Below are 21,217 nucleotides of genomic sequence, written 5' to 3'. Positions count from 1 at the left end.
GCGCCTCAGGGCGCGCACTTCACCCCTTGCGGCTTGGCCTCGGGCGTAGTGGTCGGGGCGGTAGTCGGCGTGCCGTTATCGTTGTCGCCGCCGCAGGCGGTCAGCACCGTGCATAGCAGCAGGGCAGCCAGCAGACCCAGTGGGCGGGCCGGTGCGAAGGTTCGGGTGGCTTCGGTCATTGTGGGTGTCTCTTGGGGGAGCATGGCGAGTTGCGATGCGGGACGCAGCGTAAGCCACCCGAAAGTCACAGCATGTGACATCCGCCCCAAGAATCCCGATGCCGGTATCGGTATTCTTTGTCACCCCTGGCAACATCCATGGCACTGTCCATGTTTCTTCAAGGCGCCCATTGCGATAATCGGGCAGGTGTGGCGTGGCGCACGTATCGAGCCATGTCGATGACGGCAAATGCTGCAATGCACCAGTCGCTGTGCTAAGGTTTTAGACGTCTCACTCAAAATACACACAATGATCGCGAAGCCAGCGCGGCAGCGGATTTACGAAGATCCGCGCCAGTGCTGGCTCGCAGGGCGATGGGAGCGGTTGCCAACCCCCATGTGCCATCTTTGTTGCGGTCGCAATGCGCCGTGACCTTTCTTGTAAGCGGGGCAATCCGCCACCACTCTTGGAGGCGGAAGGGACGTTTGCAGGAGCTGCACTATGAACAACGAAACTGGTTACGTCTGGCACTACACGGTCGGCACGCCGCTGGCGGCCATCGCGCGTTCGGGGCAATTGATTCCGGCCGCGGCCCGCGCGGAGGTTCCGCGCCTGGGCGAGCAGGAGATCCTGTGGTTTTCGCGCAACCAGCAATGGGACCCATCGGCCACCAAGGATGACGCGCTGGACCGCGCGCGGCACACGATGTCGCGCGCGGCGCTGCACGCGCGGTTCGGGCTGTACCGGTTCGGCCTGCCGGCCCAGGACATGCGCCTGCTGCCCTGGCCGACGGTGACCCGCGTGGCGGACATCGATGTGCCCGAGGCCATGACGATGGTAGCCAGCGGGCTGCGCTGCGGTGCCGCCCCGACCGACTGGCTCGGTACGCTGACCTCGATCCCGGTCGAGGATCTGCGCTTCGAAAGATGGACCGGCGCCGCGTGGACACCGGCGAACCTCGACGAACTGGCCGCTCAACTGGCTTAGTGATCTAACGCGACATTCAGCGGCTCAGTCCGCGCGCCGAAATCGGCCAGATGCACGCCACGACACCACCCCGCACTCCCACGAGTTCGTCATAGAGATTCAGCGTCGGGTCGCAATGGCCCGGCACCAGCATCATGCGGCTGCCCAGCGGCGGCAGCGCGTCCACAGCACCTTCCTGCTTCGGCCTGACGATGCCATGCTCGTCGTTGGCCGCCACGTAGTCGAACGACTTTGACGGTGCATACTTCTCCCAGATCCACGGCAGGCCCGAATCGACAGCCATCGATTTCAGGCCGGCATCCACGACGACGCGATCTCCTGCTGCCACGCTCATCACGGCCGTGGCGATGAACAGGCCGTGCTCGAAGCGCATCGTGCCGGTGTAGGCGTTGCTGCCGTAGTCGGCATCCATGAACACGTACGAACCGGGCTGGATCTCGGTATAGACGCCGCTGGACAGGTCGAATTCCACGCTGCCGCTGCCGCCGCCAGTGACCACGTCGCAGCGCACACCCGCCGCAGCCAGCCGCGCGACGGCGTTGCCGGTGCGGTCCGCGGCGCGTGCGGCGGCTTCGCGCCGCTCATCCCAGCCACGCAGATGCTGGATGCCGCCGTGGTACGCCTGCAGGCCGCGCAGCGTCAACTGCGAATGTGCGGCGATGCGTTCGACCAGCGGCAATGCCGCATCGCCATCGGCCACGCCGCAGCGGCCCTGGCCGACATCGACTTCCACGAAGATATCGAGCTGGCTGCCGGCAGCCTGCGTGGCGGCGGCGAGCGCGTCGATCTGGCGGAGATCGTCCACGCAGACGCTCAGGTGCGCATGGCGGGCCAGTTCGGCCAGCAGCGCGGCCTTGGCCGGGCCAGCCACTTCGTTGCTGATATGGATGTCGCGCACGCCGGCACGGACAAACGGTATCGCCTCGCTGACCTTCTGGCAGCAGATGCCCACGGCGCCGCGTGCAATCTGCGCCAGCGCGATATCGGGCGTCTTGTGGGCCTTGGCATGCGGGCGCAACTTCACGCCGGCTTTGTCGGCCGCCGCCTGCATGCGCTCGACATTGCGCTCGAAGACAGCGAGGTCGAGTACGAGGGAGGGAGTGTCGATGGATTCGGCAGGTTGGCCGATACGCGCGGCGGGAGGCAGATCGAAGGCGAAGGACATGGCGAGGAGGGGCACAGAGGGTTGGGGCGGAGTGCAGCGTAACACGGCGTGCGGCATACTTCGCCTTGGCGCCCCATGGCATGTCCTCTACGATAGGGGAGTGCCCCCGCCTTCAGGCGCCGCCTTCAGCGTGTTTGCCAACCGGAGTTCGCTCATGTCCGCCATGTCGCGCCGTTCCGTTCTTCGCATCGCCGCCGTCACTGCCATGTCGATGGCCGCAGTTCCCGCTCTCGCACATCACGGCTGGTCCACCTATGACCAGACCAAGCCGCTGACCGTGACCGGCAAGATCGTCGAAACCCATTACGAGAATCCCCACGCCAGCATCCGCATCGACGTGCAGGGCAAACGTTGGCTGGCAATCCTCGCGCCCATCTCGCGCATGGAATCGCGCGGCGCATCGGCAGAGAAAGTTGCCGTGGGCAAGCAGGTGACGCTGGTGGGCTATGCCAGCAAGGAGAAGGGCGACGAAATGCGCGTGGAACGTATCACCTTCGACGGTGGCCAGACCGTGGAATTGCGTTGAACCTGACGACTTGGGCGGCTGCGCTTGCCGAGTCGCCGCTGGCGGTCTGGTTGCGCGCATCGCCCTGGGCCTATCCTGCTGCGGAAATCCTGCACCTGAGCGGTATGGCGCTGCTGTTCGGGGCCATCGTCGTGGTGGATCTGCGGCTGGCAGGACTGGGGCGTCAGTTGCCTGTGACCACGCTGTTGCGGCACGCATTGCCAGCGTCGATGGTGGGATTTGCCTGCATCGTGGTCAGCGGCGCCTTGCTGTTCATCGCGCATGCCGATGAGCTGATCACCAATCGCGCCTTCCTGATCAAGCTCGTGCTGATTTTGCTCGGGCTGCTCAATGCCGCATGGTTTCATCTTGGCCCGTATCGCCGGCTGCACGGCAACGGCGCGTGGGAAACGCAACGTGCGCCGCCGCCGATGGCTCGCGCGTGCGCCGGACTGTCGATCCTGACGTGGTTCCTGGTCATCTGCGCAGGGCGTCTCATCGCCTATGTGTAGGCGTTTTCCAGGCAAATTCGGGTGCATCAATCGGCGCTTTCAAGTGCTGAAATTGATGTAACTCAAACGTGTGAGAGTAGACGCTCAAGAATTAAAGGTGGGCGACGTTAAGGCAGGTCGGACCCCTTACGAGTAGAGCCCCCTGATGAACAACCTCAGTATTCGCCACGGCTTGCTGGCGACGCTTGTGATTTTTGGTTTGATGATTGTTTTTGGCGCCGTGCTCGGCGTCAGCCAGTTGAGTGCGGCCAGCCAGGCTGCCGGCAGCGTGCATGCGGTCTCCACGCGGGCGTTGCTGATTAACGATGCCTACAAGAACATGACCCGCGTGCGCTCCGCGCTGACGCGTGCGTACAGCTCGGCCAAGGCCAGCGGCCAAGTCAATGCCGAAGCGATTGCCAGCGCGGAGAAATCGCTCGGCAAATCGAAGACCGAACTCGACGAATTCGAGAAGGCCGCAGCCTTGCCGCAGCAGGATGCTTCCACGCGCGAGGAAATCGTCAGCGCGGGCCGTTCGCATATGGAAGTGGTGCAGCGCGGGCTGGAAGCGCTGCGCAACGGCGATCCAGATGGCTACGCGGCTATCAACGACCGCGACATCACGGCATCCGGCGCCAGGTATTCGGCCGGCGTGGAGCGGTTTCAGCAGTACGCAACGAAGCTGAACGATGCGGCGATGGAAGAAGATGCGTCGCGCCTGCGCCGTGTGATCGTGCTGGTTTGCGTGGGACTGGTCATGTCCGTGGCGCTGATCGTCATGGTCCACGTAGCACTGCGCCGTTTGGTGGTGGCGCCGTTGATGCAGGCGCGTGACCTGATCATGCGCGTGGCCGATGGCGATCTGACCATCAACGTGCCGAAGGCGGGTCGCAACGAAATCGGCCAGTTGCTCGACGCGCTGTCCCGCATGCAGGCGGGCCTGACGCAGACCGTGAACAAGGTGCGCACGGGTTCGGATGCCGTGACGATCGGCGCGCGCGAGATCGCAGCCGGCAATACGGATCTGTCGTCGCGTACCGAGGAGCAATCGTCGGCGCTCGAACAGACGGCGGCCAGCATGGAGCAACTGACTTCGACCGTGGGCAACAACGCGCAGAGCGCGGCGCACGCCGCCGAACTGGCGAGCAACGCGGCCGACCTGGCCTCGCGCGGTGGCGAGGTGGTGCGTGGCGTGGTCCATACGATGAGCGAGATTAACTCGAGCTCGCAGAAGATCGTCGACATCATCGGCGTGATCGACGGCATTGCATTCCAGACCAACATCCTCGCGCTGAATGCGGCAGTGGAAGCCGCGCGCGCGGGCGAGCAGGGCAGGGGGTTTGCCGTGGTGGCGGGCGAGGTGCGCAGCCTGGCCCAGCGCAGCGCCAACGCCGCAAAGGAAATCAAGACGCTGATCGATTCCTCGGTGAACAAGGTGGATGCGGGCAGCGCCCAGGTGGAGCAGGCCGGCAGCACGATCGAGGAAATCGTATCCGCTGTGCAGCGGCTGGCGAGTACGGTCAGCGAGATCTCGGCGGCGTCGCTGGAGCAGTCCAGCGGCATCACGCAGGTCAGCGAGGCCGTGTCGCAAATGGAGCAGGTCAACCAGCAGAATGCCGCGCTGGTAGAGCAGGCTGCGGCTGCAGCAGATTCGCTCGAATCTCAAGCGAACCAGTTGGCCGCCGCCGTGGGCACGTTCCGTCTGGCCTGACGTGAGTTATCGACCGGCCAGCCGTTCCTCGACGAACAGCAGCCGGTCATTGCCCCAGTACAGTTCTTCATCGACCACGAAGCTCGGCGCGCCGAAGATACCGCGCGCCACGGCTTCCTCGGTGGCCTGCTTGAGCCCGGCCTTGACCTCGGGATCGTCCAGCATCGCCAGCGCCTCGCGCGGATCGAATCCCGCCGCCACCAGCACCTTGCCGATCTCGTTCGGATCGTTCAGGTTCCTGCCGTTCTCCCACATCGCAGCAAAGATCGCTTCCACATAGCGGAGGAATTCGGCTTCGCCCTTGCGCTGATAACCGATCGCGCCGCGCATCAGTGCCAGCGTGTTGATCGGAAAATGCGGGTTGTGCTGGAAAGGCGCGTGGTAGCGCTCGGCCCAGCAGCGAAGATCGAGCTTCGACCAGTCGCTCTTGGCCGGGATCTCCATCGGACTATGGTTGCCCGTGGCCTTGAACACACCACCCAGCAGCATCGGCTTCCAGACGATGGTCGAACCCGTGCGCGCCGCAATGCGCGGCAGTTCGCGATAGGCGAGGTAGGAATAGGGACTGCCGAAGTCGAAGTAGAAGTGGACTTGGTGGGGCATGGGGGTCTCCAGGAATTTTCTTTCGGTTTTCTCCCCTCTCCCACAAGTGGGAGAGGGGAGCTAAAAACGGGAGAGGAAATTGGCAACTACCACCGCTCCACCCACGGCCGCACATCCAGTTCATGCGTCCACGCATCCCTCGGCTGCTGATGCAGCATCCAGTACGTATCCGCAATATGGTCCGGGTTGATGATGCCGTCGTGCTCGCGCGTGGCGTAGCGCTCTGGGAAGTTGTCGCGGATGAAGGCCGTGTCGATGGCCGCGTCGACGATCAGGTGGGCGACGTGGATGTTCTTCGGTCCCAGTTCGCGCGCCATGCTTTGTGCCAGGGCGCGCAGGGCATGCTTGGCGCCGGCAAAGGCCGACATGCCTTCGCGGCCTCGCGTGCTGGCCGTGGCACCGGTGAAGAAGATCGATCCGCGCTGGCGCGGCACCATGACGCGGGCAGCCTCGCGGCCCATCAGGAAGCCGGCGAAGCAGGCCATCTCCCAGACCTTGAAATACACACGCGACGTGGTGTCGAGGATCGGGAAATTGACGTTGGCGCCGATGTTGAAGATCGCCACTTCCAATGGTGCGATCTCGCGTTCGATGCGCGCTATGAGCGCCACGGTGTCTTCTTCCTTGCGCGCATCGCAGGCGAAGGCGTGGGTTTCGCCGCCTTCTGCGCGGATCTGGTCGACGAGGGGCGCGAGCTTGTCGGCGCTGCGGCGCGTAACGCACGCGATGTATCCCTCACGCGCGAAACGGCGCGCGATGGCACCGCCTGTCGCATCTCCAGCACCTACAACGAGTACGGCTTTCTTGTCGGGCATGGGTCTCCTCCGGTCGAAGTGACTTGCATTATGACAGCGTCAATCGCGGGCGGCGTATGCAGATCAACCCTTGACTTTATATCGTACGATATATATCTTACGATACGTCTTACGACATAACGGAGCTATTCCATGCGACATCACTTTGGACATCACGGCGCTCACCACGGTCATCATCATGGCCATGGTGGCAAGCTGCATCGTCATATGCACGGTCTTTTCGCCATGGTGCGCGGCGGCGGGTTCTGGTCGCAAGGCGGCGGATTCGACGGTGGCGAGGGCGATGGAAGCGGTTTCGACGGCGAGAATCTGCGCCGTGGCCGCAAGTTCAGCGCGGAAGACCTGCAACTGCTGCTGCTGTCCCTGCTCGATGAAAAGCCGTCACACGGCTACGAACTGATCAAGGCGCTGGAAACCCGCACCGGTGGCTTCTACAAGCCGAGTCCGGGCGTGGTGTATCCCGCGCTGACGTACCTCGAAGACGTGGGCTATGCCACCGTCGATACCGAGGGCAACAAGAAGCGCTATCAACTGTCGGATGCCGGCCGCGAATACCTGGCCCAGAACCGCGAGCGTCTGGAGCAAATGGTGGCCCGCCTGCAGCACGTGGCGCGCAAGATGGATTTCATGCGCCGCGCCATGAGTGGCCAGCCGCAGCGCGAGCCTGAAGAGGGCGGCTGGGCGCCTGAACTCACGCGTGCCCGTGGCCGTCTCAAGCAGGCAATGATGATGCGCAGCGGGGCCACTGCCGACGAGCAGCGTCGCATCGCCGCCATCCTCGAACGCGCCGCCGACGAGATCGAAGGCGCAGCCGCTCAATCGAATGCCAACCCGAACGCCAACCCGGAGGCTTGAATATGACTGAACCCCGTGACCTGACCGTGCAACGTGTGCGTCATCCGCTCAAGATGCGTCTGCTCAAGGTGCTGCGCACGCAGCAGATGTCGCCGCAACTGCTGCGCGTGACGCTGGGCGGCAATGATCTGGCCGAGTTCGTATCCGCATCGTTCGATGACCACATCAAGGTTTTCTTCCCCGCGCCCGGCGATGAAAAGCCCGTGCTGCCGCAGGTGGGCCCCGACGGCATCGTGTTCCCCGAAGGCCAGCCGCGCCCGCAGGCGCGTGACTACACGCCGCGCCGCTACGATGCCGCTGCGCTGGAACTCGATATCGAATTTGTGCTGCACGGCGATGGCCCCGCATCCACCTGGGCCGCGCAGGCGCAGCCGGGGCAGTACCTCGGCGTGGGTGGCCCGCGCGGATCGTTCGTGATTCCCACTGGATTCGATTGGCATCTGCTGATTGGCGATGACACCGCGCTGCCTGCCATTGGCCGCCGCGTGGAAGACATCACGCAGCAGAATCCGGATGCGCGCGTGGTGGTGGTAGCCGAGGTGGGTGACGAGTCGGCGCGCATTGCGCTGGCATCAAGCGCCAATGTCGAGGTTCATTGGGTCTATCGCGGGGGCGAGCCGGAAGGCAGCCAGTTGCTACCCGCGCTGCGCACACTGACCCTGCCGCAAGGCGAGGGCTACGTATGGGCTGCCGGCGAGGCCGCCGCGATGCGCGACGTGCGGCAGTACCTGGTGGGCGAGCGTGGCATCGACAAGAAGCGCATCCGCGCCTCGGCCTACTGGAAGCATGGCAATGCTGCCGTGCATGAAACGATCGACGACTGAAGCAAGCGGGCGGATGCGGAAGCACGGATGCGCGTGCCCGACTACACTGTTTGGCATGCCCATCGACATGGAACCCTGACATGCCCAGTCTCCGCCGGTTGTCGCTCATCGCCGCCATCCCCTGTTTTGCCCTTGCTGCATGCGCACCGGATTCGGTGCGCAACTACGAGGCGCACGGTCTCAACAAGTATCTCGACAAGATCCAGGACGTCTGCGCCAACACGCGGCTGGGCGGCCAGCCCATGGGCGAGTGGCTGCGCAGCGGCTCCGATGACAGCGACAGCAACTACGTCTACTGGCTGGATCAGACGTCGCGGCTCTACTACAACCGCATCTCTGTGCCGCAATATCGCGACTCCATCGCCGCCACCTTTGGCGGCAACAAGGAGAACGCCGACGCGCTGGACTGCACCGTGCGCAACCTGCCGCCCGATCGGCCGGTCAACGTGCCGGGCGGACTCATCTAGGTGTCACGGGCCAGTTGTGAAAATGCGCACGGCTGGCTATGATCGATCCCCAGTGACCTAGACAGCGGTCACGACGTCGCTCGGACGGTTCCGGGCGCTTACGTAAAGGATCTCTCCATGACTGCCGATTCCGGCAAGCGCCGCTTTGCGCGCATCGATCGCCTTCCCCCGTACGTTTTCAATATCACCGCCGAGTTGAAGATGGCCGCCCGCCGCCGTGGCGAGGACATCATCGACATGAGCATGGGCAACCCCGATGGGGCCACGCCACCGCATATCGTCGCCAAGCTCGTCGATGCCGCGCAGCGGCCCGATACGCACGGCTATTCGACATCGAAAGGCATTCCGCGCCTGCGTCGCGCCATCTCGCACTGGTATCGAGAGCGCTATGACGTGGAGATCGATCCGGACAAGGAAGCCATTGTCACCATCGGTTCGAAGGAAGGTCTGGCCCACCTGATGCTGGCGACGCTGGATCGCGGCGATACGGTGCTGGTGCCGGACCCGAGCTATCCCATCCATATCTACGGCGCCGTGATTGCCGGTGCCGATATCCGTTCGGTGCCGCTGGCGCCGGGTATCGACTTCTTTGCGGAACTGGAGCGCGCCATCCGTGGCAGCTATCCGAAGCCGAAGATGATCGTGCTCGGATTTCCGTCGAACCCTACGGCGCAGTGCGTGGAACTGGATTTCTTCGAGCGCGTGATCGCGCTGGCGCGCAAGCACGACATCTTCGTCGTGCATGACCTGGCCTATGCCGATATCGTGTTCGATGGCTGGAAGGCGCCGTCGATCATGCAGGTGCCCGGCGCCAAGGACATCGCCGTTGAGTTCTTCACGCTGTCCAAGAGCTACAACATGGCGGGCTGGCGCATCGGCTTCATGGTGGGCAACCCCGACCTGGTGGCCGCGCTGACGCGCATCAAGGCGTATCACGACTACGGCACGTTCACGCCGGTGCAGGTGGCCGCCATCGCCGCGCTCGAAGGCGATCAGACCTGCGTGACGGAAATCGCCGCGCAATATCAGTCACGCCGCGACGTACTGGCGCGCGGACTGATCGAGGCGGGCTGGCAGGTGGATATCCCGAAGGCGTCGATGTACATCTGGGCGCGGATTCCGGAACCGTACCGCGCGCTGGGTTCGCTGGAGTTTGCCAAGCAGTTGCTGGCAAAGGCCAAGGTGTCGGTCTCGCCCGGCATCGGGTTTGGCGATTTCGGCGACGAGTACGTGCGCTTCGCCCTGATCGAAAACGAATCCCGCATCCGGCAGGCGGTGCGGGGGATCAAGGCGATGTTCCGGGCGGATGGGTTGGTGAAGGTGGGGGAGTAGCCGTTTTTTTCTCTCTCTCGGTTTTCTCCCCTCTCCCTCTGGGAGAGGGGCGGGGGAGAGGGCAAGCGGATCAAATTGCGACGTGGTCGGCAAGCAGAACCTCCGGCCCTCACCCCCAACCCCTCTCCCGCTATGCGGGAGAGGGGAGCAAACCAGCGAGGGAGGCGGTCAGCAGTTAACCCAGCAACTCGCAAAACCGCGCAATATCCACGTTTCCGCCGCTGATGATCACGCCCACGCGCTTGCCGCGCAGGGCTTCCTTTTGCTGGAGGACGGCGGCCAGTCCCAGGCAGCCGGTCGGCTCCACGATCATCTTCATGCGTTCGGCAAAGAAGCGCATGGCTTCCACCAGTTCGGCGTCCGATGCAGTCAGCACATCGGTCACATCGCGCTTGATGATGCCGAACGTGTAGTTGCCCAGCGCGCCGGTCTGTGCGCCATCGGCGATGGTCTTCGGTGTGTCGATGTGGACGATGGAGCCGCTGCGGAACGATTGCTGGCCGTCGTTGCCGGCTTCGGGTTCCACGCCGTAGAGCTTGCAGTCCGGCGCCAGTGCCCGCGTGGATAGTGCAGTGCCGGAGAGCAGGCCGCCGCCGCCCAGCGGCACGAACAATGCGTCGAGTTTGCCCACTTCCTCGAACAATTCCTTGGCCGCCGTGCCCTGGCCCGTCAGCACGTCGGGGTGGTCGAACGGGGGAATCAGTGTCATGCCGTGTTCTTCGGCCAGCTTGCGGCCGATGGCTTCGCGGTCTTCCGTGTAGCGGTCGTAGCTGACCACGGTGGCGCCATAGCCCTTGGTCGCCGCTACCTTGGCAGCGGGTGCGTCATGCGGCATCACGATCGTGGCGGGCATGCCGAGTAGCCTGGCGGACAGCGCGATGCCTTGTGCGTGATTGCCCGAAGAAAACGCCACCACGCCGCCCTTGCGTTGCTCGAGGGAAAAGCGCGACAGCGCGTTGAACGCGCCACGGAACTTGAACGCGCCCATGCGCTGGAAGTTTTCGCACTTGAAGAACACTTCCGCGCCCAGCAGGTCGTTGAGCGTGCGGCTAGTGTTGACTGGCGTGCGGTTGGCGTAACCGGCGATGCGGCCGGCGGCAGCTTCGACGTCGGCGTAAGTGGGCAGGGTCAGGGTGGTCATGATGGTTCCGCGAGGAGGGCGCGTGGGCACGCGAAGCCCCATAGCTTTAAGGCTGGCTCCTCGATTGTCAAGATACAGACGGCACCGGAACAGCGCCGCCTGTACCCGACTTCACGCTTCCCCTGCGCTGTCCTTACGCCACTTCCGTGACGCGGATCTCCACCAGCAGCTTGCGAAGCTCTGGCACGCAAGAGCCGCAGTTGCCGCCGGCCTTCACGCAGGCCGTGATCTCGGCGGGCGTCTTGAGGTCGTGTTTGCGCACTGCATCGCAAATCGTGTTCCGTCCCACCCCGAAGCAGGAGCAGATCGTGGGTCCTGCATCGGCGGTCTTTTCCAGGGGCTGGCCGAGCAGCAGGCCAATGCGGTCCGCGTCTTCCAGCCGTTCCTGGCCGAACAGTTGCGACAGCCACGCGCGCGATGGCAGTTCGGCGCGCGTCGAGATATAGACGCAGGCCTCGATGCGATCGTTGACGACGTAGCCCGCGTGGTACACGCCTGCCGTGCGATCCTCGTATTCGAGCCAGTCGGCATCCGGGTCCTGCACGCCGAGCAGTGCGCGCGCCCAGGCTGTGCGGTCGGTTACCACATCGCGGCCCGCGAATTCGTAGCGGTGGAATTGCTTGCCCTGGATGCGCGTCCAGTACGTCAGTGCGTCGGCAGGCAGCGCGTTGCGGCTCAGTGCAAAGCCGTGCCACGAGACACGGAACTCGTCCACGCGTACCGGCGTGTGCTTGAACTCGGGCTCGCCCGAGACCGGATCGACGGCGGGATTGACCACGGCGCCCACGCGCGCGTCGGAGCTGAACTGGTTGTTCCAGTGGATCGGCACGAACACGCTGCCGCGCGGGATGCCGCCGCCAAAGCGCACGCGCGCCACCATGGCGCCCCATCGGCTGGTCACGCGCGCGAGCTTGCCTTCGCCCACGCCGCACAGCAGCGCGTCTTGCGGATGCATGTCGACGAAGGGTTCGGGCAGGTGATCGGCCAGTCGCGCGGCGCGGCCGGTGCGCGTCATCGTGTGCCACTGGTCGCGCACGCGGCCCGTGTTCAGGATCAGCGGGAAATCATCGTCCGCGCTGTTCGCAGGTGCGCGGGCAGCCGTAGCGACAAAGCGCGCGCGGCCATCGCCGAATGCAAAGCGTCCGTCTTCGAACAGACGTTGCGTGCCGGGCGCGGTGGCGGTACGCAGCGGCCATTGCACGGGTACGAGTTCGTCGTAGGCTTCCTCGCCAAGACCGGTGAGGCCGCCGATATCGAACATGCGCGGGGCGTGGCGATCATCGGCATCACCATTGCGAAACGCGCTCAGGCGCGCGTGCTCGTCAAAGATTTCATGCTGGCCCGCATAGTCGAAGCCCGCAAAGCCCATGCGACGCGCGACATCGCAGAGGATGTCCCAGTCCGCGCGAGCCTCGCCCGGTGCGGAGAGGAACGCGCGCTGGCGCGAGATGCGGCGCTCGGAGTTGGTGACCGTGCCGTCCTTCTCGCCCCAGCCCAGCGCAGGCAGCAACACGTGCGCAGCGTCGTTGGTATCGGTGCGGGTAACGATGTCGGAAGCCACCACGAGTTCGCACTGCGCCAGCGCGCGGCGTGCCTGATCGGCATCGGGCAGACTCACCACGGGGTTGGTGCCGATGACCCACACGGCCTTCACCTTGCCTTGCTCGATGGCCTGGAACAGATCCACGGCCTTGAGGCCGGGGCGATCGGCCATTTGCGGCGACTGCCAGAAATCCTGCACGATGTCGCGATGCAGCGGATTCGCCAGCTCCATATGCGCCGCCAGCATGTTGGCGAGACCGCCCACTTCGCGCCCACCCATCGCATTGGGCTGCCCGGTCAGCGAGAACGGACCCATGCCGGCGCGGCCGATGCGACCCGTCAGCAGATGGCAATTGACGATCGCGTTGACCTTGTCCGTGCCCGACGATGACTGGTTCACACCCATCGAGAACGCCGTGACGACCTTCTCGGTGCCGGCGAATAGCGCGAAGAAGGTCTCTACGTCTTGCGCATCGAGCTTGCACGCGCGGGCGAGCGCGGCGATCTCGTTGGTTTCCAAGTCGGCGGCGGCCAGAGCGTCATCGAATCCGCTGGTGTGCGCCTCGACAAACGCCTGATCCACATGGCCATGCCGCGACAAGTACGACAGCAGCCCGTTGAACAGCCGCACGTCGGTGCCCGCGCGCAACGGCAGATGCAGGTCGGCCAGTTCGCACGTGGCGGTGCGGCGCGGATCGATAGCCACGATCTTCATCTCGGGCCGCGCTTCCTTGGCGCGCGTGAGGCGCTGGAACAGGATCGGATGGCACCACGCGGTATTTGAGCCAACGAGCACGACGAGATCGGCGGATTCCAGGTCTTCGTAGTTGCACGGCACCAGATCTTCACCGAACGCGCGCTTGTGGCCGGCCACGGCCGATGACATGCACAACCGCGAGTTGGTATCGATATTGGCCGAGCCGATAAAGCCCTTCATGAGCTTGTTGGCGACGTAGTAGTCCTCGGTCAGGATCTGGCCGGAGACGTAGAGCGCCACGGCGTCGGGACCATGGCGAGCAATCACGTCCGCAAAGCCATTCGCGACGCGATCCAGCGCATCGTTCCAGCTCACGCGACGTAGCGTGCCATCGGCATCGCGGAACTGTGGATGCAGCAGCCGGCCGTCGAGGTCGACGGTGTCTCCAAGCGCGGAGCCTTTCACGCACAGGCGACCGAAATTCGATGCATGGTCGGCGTCGCCCTGGACTTCAACCTGGCCATCGGCGCGCACCGTGGCGCGCACGCCGCACCCCACGCCGCAGTATGGGCACGTGGTGGAGACGGTCTTGGTGGCAGTGGTGGCAACCACCGCGATATCGGACAGGTTCACGAATCGATTTCCGGTTTGTGGCGATCAGGCAATCAGGCAGCCAGCGCGTCGCATTGCGCCTGGCCGAACAGCAGGCGCTGGCGCAGCGCGGCCACGGGCTTGCCACTCTGGATCAGGTCGAAGTACCACGGGCCGTCTTTCACATCGCCATAGAGCACGGCGCCAACGAGGCGCCCATCCTGCAGCACGAGCCGCTTGTAGACGCCCCGGCGCGGATCGCGTAGCACGAGGTCTTCGCTGCCTTCGGTGCCGATGAAATCGCCAGCCGAGTAGAGATCCACGCCCGTCACCTTGAGTTTGGTGGCCGTGGCTTGCTGCACGTAACGGCGATGGCCTGCGCCGGCCAGATGCGCCGCGCACACACGCGCCTGATCCCAGATCGGTGCCACCAGGCCGAACGTGGCTTGCCGATGCTGCACGCATTCGCCCACGGCGTAGATGCGGGGGTCGAAGGTCTGCAGTGTGTCATCCACGACGATGGCGCGCTCGCAGCGCAGCCCGGCGCCGGCCGCCAGTTCGATATTGGGACGCACGCCCGCGGTCATCACAACGAGATCGGCGGGAATCCGCGTGCCGTCCTTGAACAGTACGCCGGTCACGCGCTCATCGCCAAGGATGCCGGCGGTCTGCGCGTTAAGCAGGAAGCGCAGCCCTTTGCGTTCGAGCGCGCCCTTGAGCAGTTCGGCGGCGGGCTTGTCGAGCTGGCGCTCCATCAGCGTATCGGCCAGATGGACCACGGTCACGTCCATGCCCTGACGCATCAGGCCGTTGGCCGCTTCGAGCCCCAGCAGTCCGCCGCCGATGACCACCGCGTGGCGATGATTGCGCGCGGCGTGCAACATGGTCTCCACGTCCTGGATGTCGCGGAACGCGATCACGCCATCGAGCGTGTGGCCCGGCACGGGGATGATGAACGGCTTGGAGCCGGTAGCCAGCAGCAGGCGGTCGTAGCGGACTTCGCGGCCCGATGCCGAGCGCACGACGCGGCGCGGACGATCGATGGCCACCACGGGGTCGCCGGCCAGCAGCTCGATCCCGTGCTGCGTGTACCAGTCGCGCGTGTTGAGCATGATGTCGTCGACGGTCTTCTCGCCAGCGAGCACCGGTGACAACAGGACGCGGTTGTAGTTGCCGTGCGGCTCGGCGCCGAAGACGGTGATGTCGTAAAGGTCCGGTGCCAGCTTCAGCAGTTCCTCGACGGTGCGCATACCGGCCATGCCGTTGCCGACGACGACCAGCCGGGGGCGTGCGGGAGCGGTTTGAGCGACGGCGGTCGGGGAGGGGGACATCATGAGCGTCATCCGGTAGAGGGCCGCCCGCTTTCAGGCGGCCCGTAATTCAGGCAGCCAATTCTTCCTCGGATGCTTCCTCGGTCTCGCGCGTCACCGCTTCGGTGGCGACCCACACCTTGCCGTCGTAGACCCGTGCGGAGAAGGCGTCGATGGAGTGCTCCGGTGCTTCCAGGCACTCGCCCGTGCGCAGGTCGAAGTGGTGCTTGTAGATCGGTGACGCCACCACGACGCGATCGCCCAGGCTACCGACCAGCCCGCGCGAGAGCACATTGGCCTGCGAGTTCGGATCGAAATTGGCAATCGCGTAGACGTCTTCGCCACGGCCGATGCGGAACACTGCAACCTGCTGCTTGCCGATCAGCGCGCACACACCAGTATTGGGCACGATGTCGCGCAAGGTGCAGATGGCCGTCCAGGTTTCGGGATGGTGGGCTTGATTCATCACGTTCTCCTCAATTTGACGCGTATCAGGCTGCATTGGCGGGCACGGCAACCACGGGAATGTGGTTCAGGCGGGAACGCTGCAAGTTCCGTTCCTCAGGCGTAGCCGGGCGGATCTGGCCGCGTTCTTCGAGGAAGACGAGGTTGTCGTCGCGCATGTCGCTGTTCACGAAGTGGCGGAAACGCTTGCGGGTCTCGGGGTCGGTGATGGCCTTCTTCCACTCGTCCTCGTAGGTGTTCACCACATGCTGCATCTCGCTTTCGAGTTCGGCACCGATACCAAGCTTGTCGTCGATGATCACGGACTTCAGGTAGTCCAGGCCGCCTTCGAGGTTGTCGCGCCAGGTGCTGGTGCGTTGCAGACGGTCGGCGGTGCGCACGTAGAACATCAGGAAGCGGTCTACGTAGCGGATCAGCGTTTCGCGATCCAGATCGCCCGCCAGCAGTTCGGCGTGGCGCGGCTTCATGCCGCCGTTGCCGCACACGTAGAGGTTCCAGCCCTTTTCCGTGGCGATGATGCCCACGTCCTTGCCCTGTGCTTCGGCGCATTCCCGGGTGCAGCCGGAGACGCCGAACTTGATCTTGTGCGGCGCGCGCAGGCCCTTGTAGCGGTTCTCGATGTCGATGGCGAGGCCGACCGAATCGTCCACGCCATAGCGGCACCATGTGGAGCCGACGCAAGATTTCACGGTGCGCAGAGATTTGCCGTACGCATGGCCCGACTCGAAGCCGGCGGCAACCAGTTCCTCCCAGATCAGCGGCAGTTCTTCGAGGCGAGCGCCAAACATGTCCACGCGCGCACCGCCCGTGATCTTGGTGTAGAGGCCGTACTTCTTGGCCACCTGACCCACGGCGATCAGTCCATCGGGCGTGACTTCGCCACCCGGCATGCGCGGCACCACCGAGTACGTGCCGTCCTTCTGGATGTTGGCGAGGAAGTAGTCGTTGGAATCCTGCAGGCTGGCGTGCTCTTCCTTGAGCACGAAATCGTTCCAGCACGAAGCCAGGATGTTGCCGACCGTGGGCTTGCAGATATCGCAGCCCAGGCCCTTGCCGTGCGCGGCCAGCAGATCGTCGAACGACTTGAACTTGCCCACGCGCACCAGGTGATACATCTCCTGGCGCGAATACGGGAAGTGTTCGCAGAGATGGTTGTTCACCGCCATGCCCTGCTTCTTCATCTCGGCCTTCATGATCTGCGTGACCAGCGGCACGCAGCCGCCGCACGCCGTGCCGGCCTTGGTGCAGGTCTTCAGCGCGCCGATGCTGGTGGCGCCATCGGTTACGGCGGCGCAGATCTGGCCCTTGCTGACGTTGTTGCACGAGCAGATCTGTGCGGTGTCAGGCAATGCGTCGGCGCCCAGCGCGGGCTTGGCCTGGCCATCGGAGGAGGGCAGGATCAGGAATTCGGGCGACTCGGGCAACTCGATGCGGTTCAGCATCATCTGCAGCAGTGTGCCGTATTCCTCGGCGTCGCCAACGAGCACACCGCCGAGCAGGAACTTGCCGCAATCGGACACCACGAGCTTCTTGTAGACCTGCTTGCGCTCGTCGGTGAACTGGTACGAACGGCTGCCCGGCACATTGCCGTGCGGATCGCCGATGCTGGCCACGTCCACACCCATCAGCTTGAGCTTGGTGCTCATGTCGGCGCCGCCGAACTCGGCAGCTTCGCCGCGCAGGTGGCGCGCGGCCACACGCGCCATGTCGTAGCCGGGCGCGACCAGACCGTAGATCTTGCCGTCCCACAGCGCGCATTCGCCGATAGCGTAGACGTGCGGGTCCGAGGTCAGGCAATTGTTGTCGATCACGATGCCGCCGCGCGGGCCGATATTCAGGCCACTGTCGCGCGCCAGCTCGTCACGCGGACGGATGCCCGCCGAGAACACGATCATGTCGGTGTCGAGATGCGTGCCATCGGTGAAGTTCATGCGATGCGTACCGTCCACGCCATCGACGATCTCCACGGTGTTCTTGCCCGTGTGCGCCTTGACGCCGAGGTCTTCGATCTTCTGGCGCAGCATGCGGCCGCCACCATCGTCCACCTGCACAGCCATCAGGCGCGGCGCGAATTCGACGACATGCGTTTCCAGATCCATGTCGCGCAGGGCCTTGGCGCATTCCAGACCCAGCAGGCCGCCGCCGATCACCACACCGGACTTCGCGCGCTTGCCGCATTCCAGCATCGCTTCGAGGTCTTCGATGGTGCGATAGACGAACGTGTCCTTGCGATCCTTGCCCGGCAGTGGCGGCACGAACGGATACGAGCCGGTGGCCAGCACGAGTTTGTCGTAGGAGAGCGTCTCGCCGGTAGAAGTCGTGACCGTACGCGTGGCGGTGTCGATGGCCGTGGCCTTCGCGTTCAGGCGCAGCAGCATGTTGTTGTGCTGCGCGAAGAAGCCTTCCGGCACCAGCGACAGGTCATCGGCGGACTTGCCCGCGAAGAACTCGGACAGGTGAACGCGATCGTAGGCAGGACGAGGCTCCTCGCAGAGCACCGTCACTTCGAGATCCTGCGCGCCGGCTTCAGCCAGGCATTCCAGGAACTTGTGGCCGACCATGCCGTGCCCGACGATGATGATCTTCATGATGCTTTCCTTGTGCGGGGATGTTGTGCTTTGTCGATTAGTTCGCGAGGGCGTTGTCGTAGAGCGCCTGCTCCTGTGCCTTGTGCTCGGCGCTGAAGCGCACGGCGATGGCGCACAGCGCGGCCAGCGTGGCGGCCACGCCGAGATACGTCAGCGTCTGTTGCAGATCGCCCAGACCCTTCATCAGAAAGCCCGCGGCCACTGCGCCCACGTTGCCGCCTGCGCCGATGATCCCGGCCACACCGCCCAGCGCCTTGCGATCGATAAACGGCACCAGCGCATACGTGGCGCCGCAGGCCATGTGGGTGAACAGGCCGAAGACGAGCATTGCGACGATCGCCATGGCCACGCCCGAGGCGTGGGCAAAGGCCAGCAGGCCCAGGCCTTCGCCAAGAATGAAGACGAACAGCACGATGGAGCGGGCATCGAGGCCGCGACGGCGCGCAAAGCGATCCGACACATAGCCGCCCAACGCACGGGCAAACAGCGCCAGCAGGCCGAAGCTCGCCGCTGCCATGCCGGCTGCCGACAGCGACAGGCCGAAGCGATCCACATAGAACGTGGCGGCCACGTTATGGATGAAGATCTCCACGCCGAAACATGCGCCGTACGTGATGAACAGCAGCCAGACGCGATAGTTGGTGCTGGCCGCGCGGAAGCTAGCCCAGCCGCCACCGCCTTTGCCACCGCTCACTGCAATGCCACGTGCGCGCAGATCGGCAAAGTTGCCTTCGGGGCAGTCCTGCGTGAAGCGCCAGTAAATGAACGCCATCACCAGCATCAGCACGCCCGGCACGATCAGCGCCACGCGCCAGCCCATGGCGTGATCCACACCGAGGAACAGCACGGCGGCCAGCAGCAGCGGCATCACGCCCTGCGCGGCCCCGCCGCCGGCATTGCCCCAGCCCGCCGACGCGGCATTGGCCGTACCCACCACGTTTGGCGCGAACATCACCGACGTGTGGTACTGCGTGATCACGAAGCTGGCACCCACCGCACCAATCAGCAGGCGGAAGAACAGGAAGGTCTCGTAGCTCTGCGCGAACGCCACGCCGATCACGGGGATGGCGCCGATGGCGAGCAGGCCGGTGTAGGTCTTGCGCGGGCCAAAGCGATCACACATCGGCCCGATGATCAGGCGCACGATGATGGTGACGGCCACGGCGGCGATATTGATATTGGCGATCTGACCAGGCGTCAGACCGAATTCACCCTTGAGCACGGGCATCAGCGGCGCACAAGCGAACCAAGCGAAGAAGCAGACGAAAAACGCCATCCAGGTCAGGTGGAAAGCGCGCATCTGCGGCGTGCTGAAATTCAGCAGTTCGATCCGGGTGGCTTTGCCGTTCATTCTCGTGCTCCAAAAACAAAAGGCGTCCCGAGAATCTGGCAAGAGTGACCAGTTCAGGGGACGCCGTTGTCCTGACAGACGGCTACATGGCATAGCCGTCGTTTTATGTGGGGTGGGACAGTCGCCGTTGACCGGCCCACGCTCTATATCGCAAGCGGTGTGCCAGGCGTTTGAAGTGTCTTGGAGGTAGCTTGTGGGGCAGAGAAACGCTTAAAAAGTGCGTCTTTATACCCATTTGCACGTTATGGTGCAGCGCCAGACTAGGGCGTTCGCACGGCTATGGTGCAGTGCAATGTGCGGGGGCGGTGCGTGGGACTACTTCAGCAATGACCTTGCAATCCGCATCTGTGCGTTTTCGAATGCCGGAGCGAAATCATCCAAGTCACGGTTCGACATGCCCACTGCGGCCGACTTGCCAACGTTCGCCCATGTGTCGATGGCGCGGCAGACCTGACCCAGCACGCGCTGGACTGCGGACGAATCCAGCCTGAAGTAGCTTGCCACGCCGATGACGGCTTTGATGGAATCCACCGGGCCATAGGCTTCATCGAGCCAAAGCTTGAGTTCCTGGTCCTTGTCGGGGAAGGGATTGATGTCGAACGCGGGCGCCAGGCGCCATTGTCCGTGAGCGACGTGGAGAAAACCGTGGTTTTGCACGTGGTCGTCGACATTCGTAATCAGCAGATTGAAGACGAGGCGACGCCATAGCTCTTCAAGGTCCTCGGCGGGACGCGCACTGTTTGCAATGATGGTTTCCGCGATCTGCGTGTAGGCGTGGTCGTCTTGCCGGGATGCCCGCATCATTGAACCGGCGGAAAGATAGGGAATCCGGCCTCCGCCTTCAACGCGATCGAACCGGCGAATCAGTGCCACGGGGATGTCGTCGGACATGACGACGCGCGAGTCGGAGACGTTGATTCCGGCTGCAGCAGCCAGTTGCAGGGCAAGGACTTCGCCTCGGGTGACGCTGCGATCGTCCTTCACGCTGGGAAACTTTCCGATCGCCAGATGCCCGTCGTCGTCGACGATCGTGCATTTCGGGCGCATGCCGCCTATCGACGTTCCCCGGCCGCGCAGATATCGCAGGTCCGCTTCGGTTTCCTTGTTCAACTCCACGGCGCGCGATGCCGCCATGAGTTGCGAAAGCTCCAGAAGCGGTGGTGTTCCGCGCTCACCGTCTTCAATGACGCGCAGGAAACGCCTAGTTTCTGGATCGAAGAGTCTGATGGCGCCGATCCGGCTTGTGTCGTCGACCCCGAGCAGGTAGTCCATTTCGGTCAGTTCTGCCGATGGCACAGGAAGGTCGTTTCGCTGCGCAGCTTTACGGCGCTTGGCATGGTCGCGCGCGATCACGCGGCAGCCCCAGCCATCGGGTTCGGTGTCCGCAAACGCGAAATGGAAGATGGAGTCGTCTTTGCTCGGTGCCTTCCGAAACTGGTTGCCTGGGACGAGAGGAAGGTCAGGGGAGACCGAGAACTTCGCCGAGTCGGATAGCCACGCGGCGTCGTAGGCGAATGTCGAATGCTCCCGTCGTCCGTCACGGGCATAGGCGAGTTCGCCAAGCGGTATGGCCCGCTGACCCAAGGCGACGCCAACCTTCTTCCGCGTCGGGGCCATG

At 64.1% G+C, this 21,217-nt stretch carries 19 protein-coding genes; 8 read left to right on the top strand and 11 right to left on the bottom strand.

Features of this window, described 5'->3' with window-relative positions:
* Window positions 1-5 precede the first annotated feature (5 nt).
* A complete protein-coding gene (locus FFS21_RS32015) occupies window positions 6-179 on the bottom strand; it encodes a hypothetical protein (RefSeq protein ID WP_171020411.1) in 174 nt (57 codons plus the stop codon).
* A 481-nt stretch (window positions 180-660) separates the two neighbouring features.
* On the opposite strand from FFS21_RS32015, the gene FFS21_RS14185 reads away from it, so the two are divergent.
* A complete protein-coding gene (locus FFS21_RS14185) occupies window positions 661-1,146 on the top strand; it encodes a hypothetical protein (RefSeq protein ID WP_137925419.1) in 486 nt (161 codons plus the stop codon).
* A gap of 16 nt (window positions 1,147-1,162) precedes the next feature.
* Here FFS21_RS14185 and FFS21_RS14180 read toward each other — a convergent pair whose 3' ends face one another.
* A complete protein-coding gene (locus FFS21_RS14180) occupies window positions 1,163-2,311 on the bottom strand; it encodes a DSD1 family PLP-dependent enzyme (RefSeq protein WP_137925418.1) in 1,149 nt (382 codons plus the stop codon).
* Between the two features lie 154 nt (window positions 2,312-2,465).
* Between FFS21_RS14180 and FFS21_RS14175 the strand changes: the two genes are divergently transcribed.
* The 3 genes from FFS21_RS14175 (at window position 2,466) to FFS21_RS32695 (ending at window position 5,018) form a co-directional block, all read left to right on the top strand.
* On the top strand, window positions 2,466-2,837 hold the full coding sequence (locus tag FFS21_RS14175; RefSeq protein WP_237380573.1) for a DUF6152 family protein: 372 nt from the start codon (window positions 2,466-2,468) through the stop codon (window positions 2,835-2,837).
* Window positions 2,834-3,328 carry a DUF6644 family protein gene (locus FFS21_RS14170; RefSeq protein ID WP_249359377.1) on the top strand — a complete coding sequence of 165 codons (495 nt, stop codon included), beginning with the start codon at window positions 2,834-2,836 and terminating at the stop codon, window positions 3,326-3,328. Before FFS21_RS14175 ends, FFS21_RS14170 begins: the two co-directional genes overlap by 4 nt.
* Window positions 3,329-3,473: 145 nt before the next feature.
* Window positions 3,474-5,018, top strand: coding sequence for a methyl-accepting chemotaxis protein (locus FFS21_RS32695; RefSeq protein ID WP_137925417.1), 1,545 nt, complete (start codon window positions 3,474-3,476; stop codon window positions 5,016-5,018).
* A 6-nt stretch (window positions 5,019-5,024) separates the two neighbouring features.
* Here FFS21_RS32695 and FFS21_RS14160 read toward each other — a convergent pair whose 3' ends face one another.
* A complete protein-coding gene (locus FFS21_RS14160; RefSeq protein WP_137925416.1) occupies window positions 5,025-5,621 on the bottom strand; it encodes a 2-hydroxychromene-2-carboxylate isomerase in 597 nt (198 codons plus the stop codon).
* An 86-nt stretch (window positions 5,622-5,707) separates the two neighbouring features.
* On the bottom strand, window positions 5,708-6,436 hold the full coding sequence (locus tag FFS21_RS14155; RefSeq protein ID WP_137925415.1) for an SDR family oxidoreductase: 729 nt from the start codon (window positions 6,434-6,436) through the stop codon (window positions 5,708-5,710).
* Window positions 6,437-6,568: 132 nt separating this feature from the next.
* Between FFS21_RS14155 and FFS21_RS14150 the strand changes: the two genes are divergently transcribed.
* The 4 genes from FFS21_RS14150 (at window position 6,569) to alaC (ending at window position 9,914) form a co-directional block, all read left to right on the top strand.
* Window positions 6,569-7,291, top strand: a complete 723-nt coding sequence (locus tag FFS21_RS14150; RefSeq protein ID WP_137925414.1) for a PadR family transcriptional regulator — start codon at window positions 6,569-6,571, stop codon at window positions 7,289-7,291.
* Window positions 7,292-7,293: 2 nt separating this feature from the next.
* Window positions 7,294-8,115: a siderophore-interacting protein gene (locus tag FFS21_RS14145; RefSeq protein ID WP_137925413.1), complete on the top strand. Its 822-nt coding sequence runs from the start codon at window positions 7,294-7,296 to the stop codon at window positions 8,113-8,115.
* Between the two features lie 80 nt (window positions 8,116-8,195).
* On the top strand, window positions 8,196-8,582 hold the full coding sequence (locus tag FFS21_RS14140; RefSeq protein ID WP_137925412.1) for a hypothetical protein: 387 nt from the start codon (window positions 8,196-8,198) through the stop codon (window positions 8,580-8,582).
* Between the two features lie 117 nt (window positions 8,583-8,699).
* Complete coding sequence (gene alaC, locus FFS21_RS14135; protein WP_137925411.1) at window positions 8,700-9,914, top strand: alanine transaminase; 1,215 nt, start codon at window positions 8,700-8,702, stop codon at window positions 9,912-9,914.
* A 175-nt stretch (window positions 9,915-10,089) separates the two neighbouring features.
* Here alaC and FFS21_RS14130 read toward each other — a convergent pair whose 3' ends face one another.
* The 7 genes from FFS21_RS14130 to FFS21_RS14100 all read right to left on the bottom strand — a co-directional run bounded on the left by FFS21_RS14130 (window position 10,090) and on the right by FFS21_RS14100 (window position 21,216).
* A complete protein-coding gene (locus FFS21_RS14130) occupies window positions 10,090-11,055 on the bottom strand; it encodes a threo-3-hydroxy-L-aspartate ammonia-lyase (RefSeq protein WP_137925410.1) in 966 nt (321 codons plus the stop codon).
* 133 nt (window positions 11,056-11,188) lie between these two features.
* Window positions 11,189-13,927 carry a nitrate reductase gene (locus tag FFS21_RS14125; protein ID WP_137925409.1) on the bottom strand — a complete coding sequence of 913 codons (2,739 nt, stop codon included), beginning with the start codon at window positions 13,925-13,927 and terminating at the stop codon, window positions 11,189-11,191.
* 32 nt (window positions 13,928-13,959) lie between these two features.
* Window positions 13,960-15,216 carry an NAD(P)/FAD-dependent oxidoreductase gene (locus FFS21_RS14120; protein WP_137925444.1) on the bottom strand — a complete coding sequence of 419 codons (1,257 nt, stop codon included), beginning with the start codon at window positions 15,214-15,216 and terminating at the stop codon, window positions 13,960-13,962.
* A gap of 49 nt (window positions 15,217-15,265) precedes the next feature.
* Entirely contained in the window at window positions 15,266-15,661 is a 396-nt protein-coding gene (gene nirD / locus FFS21_RS14115; RefSeq protein ID WP_137925408.1) for a nitrite reductase small subunit NirD, read from the bottom strand.
* A gap of 25 nt (window positions 15,662-15,686) precedes the next feature.
* Window positions 15,687-18,248: a nitrite reductase large subunit NirB gene (gene nirB / locus FFS21_RS14110; RefSeq protein WP_137925407.1), complete on the bottom strand. Its 2,562-nt coding sequence runs from the start codon at window positions 18,246-18,248 to the stop codon at window positions 15,687-15,689.
* Window positions 18,249-18,285: 37 nt separating this feature from the next.
* The gene (locus FFS21_RS14105; protein WP_137925406.1) at window positions 18,286-19,599 is read right to left on the bottom strand and encodes an MFS transporter; all 1,314 of its coding nucleotides are present in this window, start codon (window positions 19,597-19,599) and stop codon (window positions 18,286-18,288) included.
* A gap of 315 nt (window positions 19,600-19,914) precedes the next feature.
* On the bottom strand, window positions 19,915-21,216 hold the full coding sequence (locus FFS21_RS14100; RefSeq protein WP_137925405.1) for a type II toxin-antitoxin system HipA family toxin: 1,302 nt from the start codon (window positions 21,214-21,216) through the stop codon (window positions 19,915-19,917).
* Between the last annotated feature and the right edge of the window lies 1 nt (window position 21,217).

Source organism: Cupriavidus sp. 2SB (assembly GCF_005503625.1).
GTDB lineage: Bacteria > Pseudomonadota > Gammaproteobacteria > Burkholderiales > Burkholderiaceae > Cupriavidus.
Note: the sequence above shows the minus strand (reverse complement) of the source record. Positions and strands in the feature narration are given on the sequence as shown.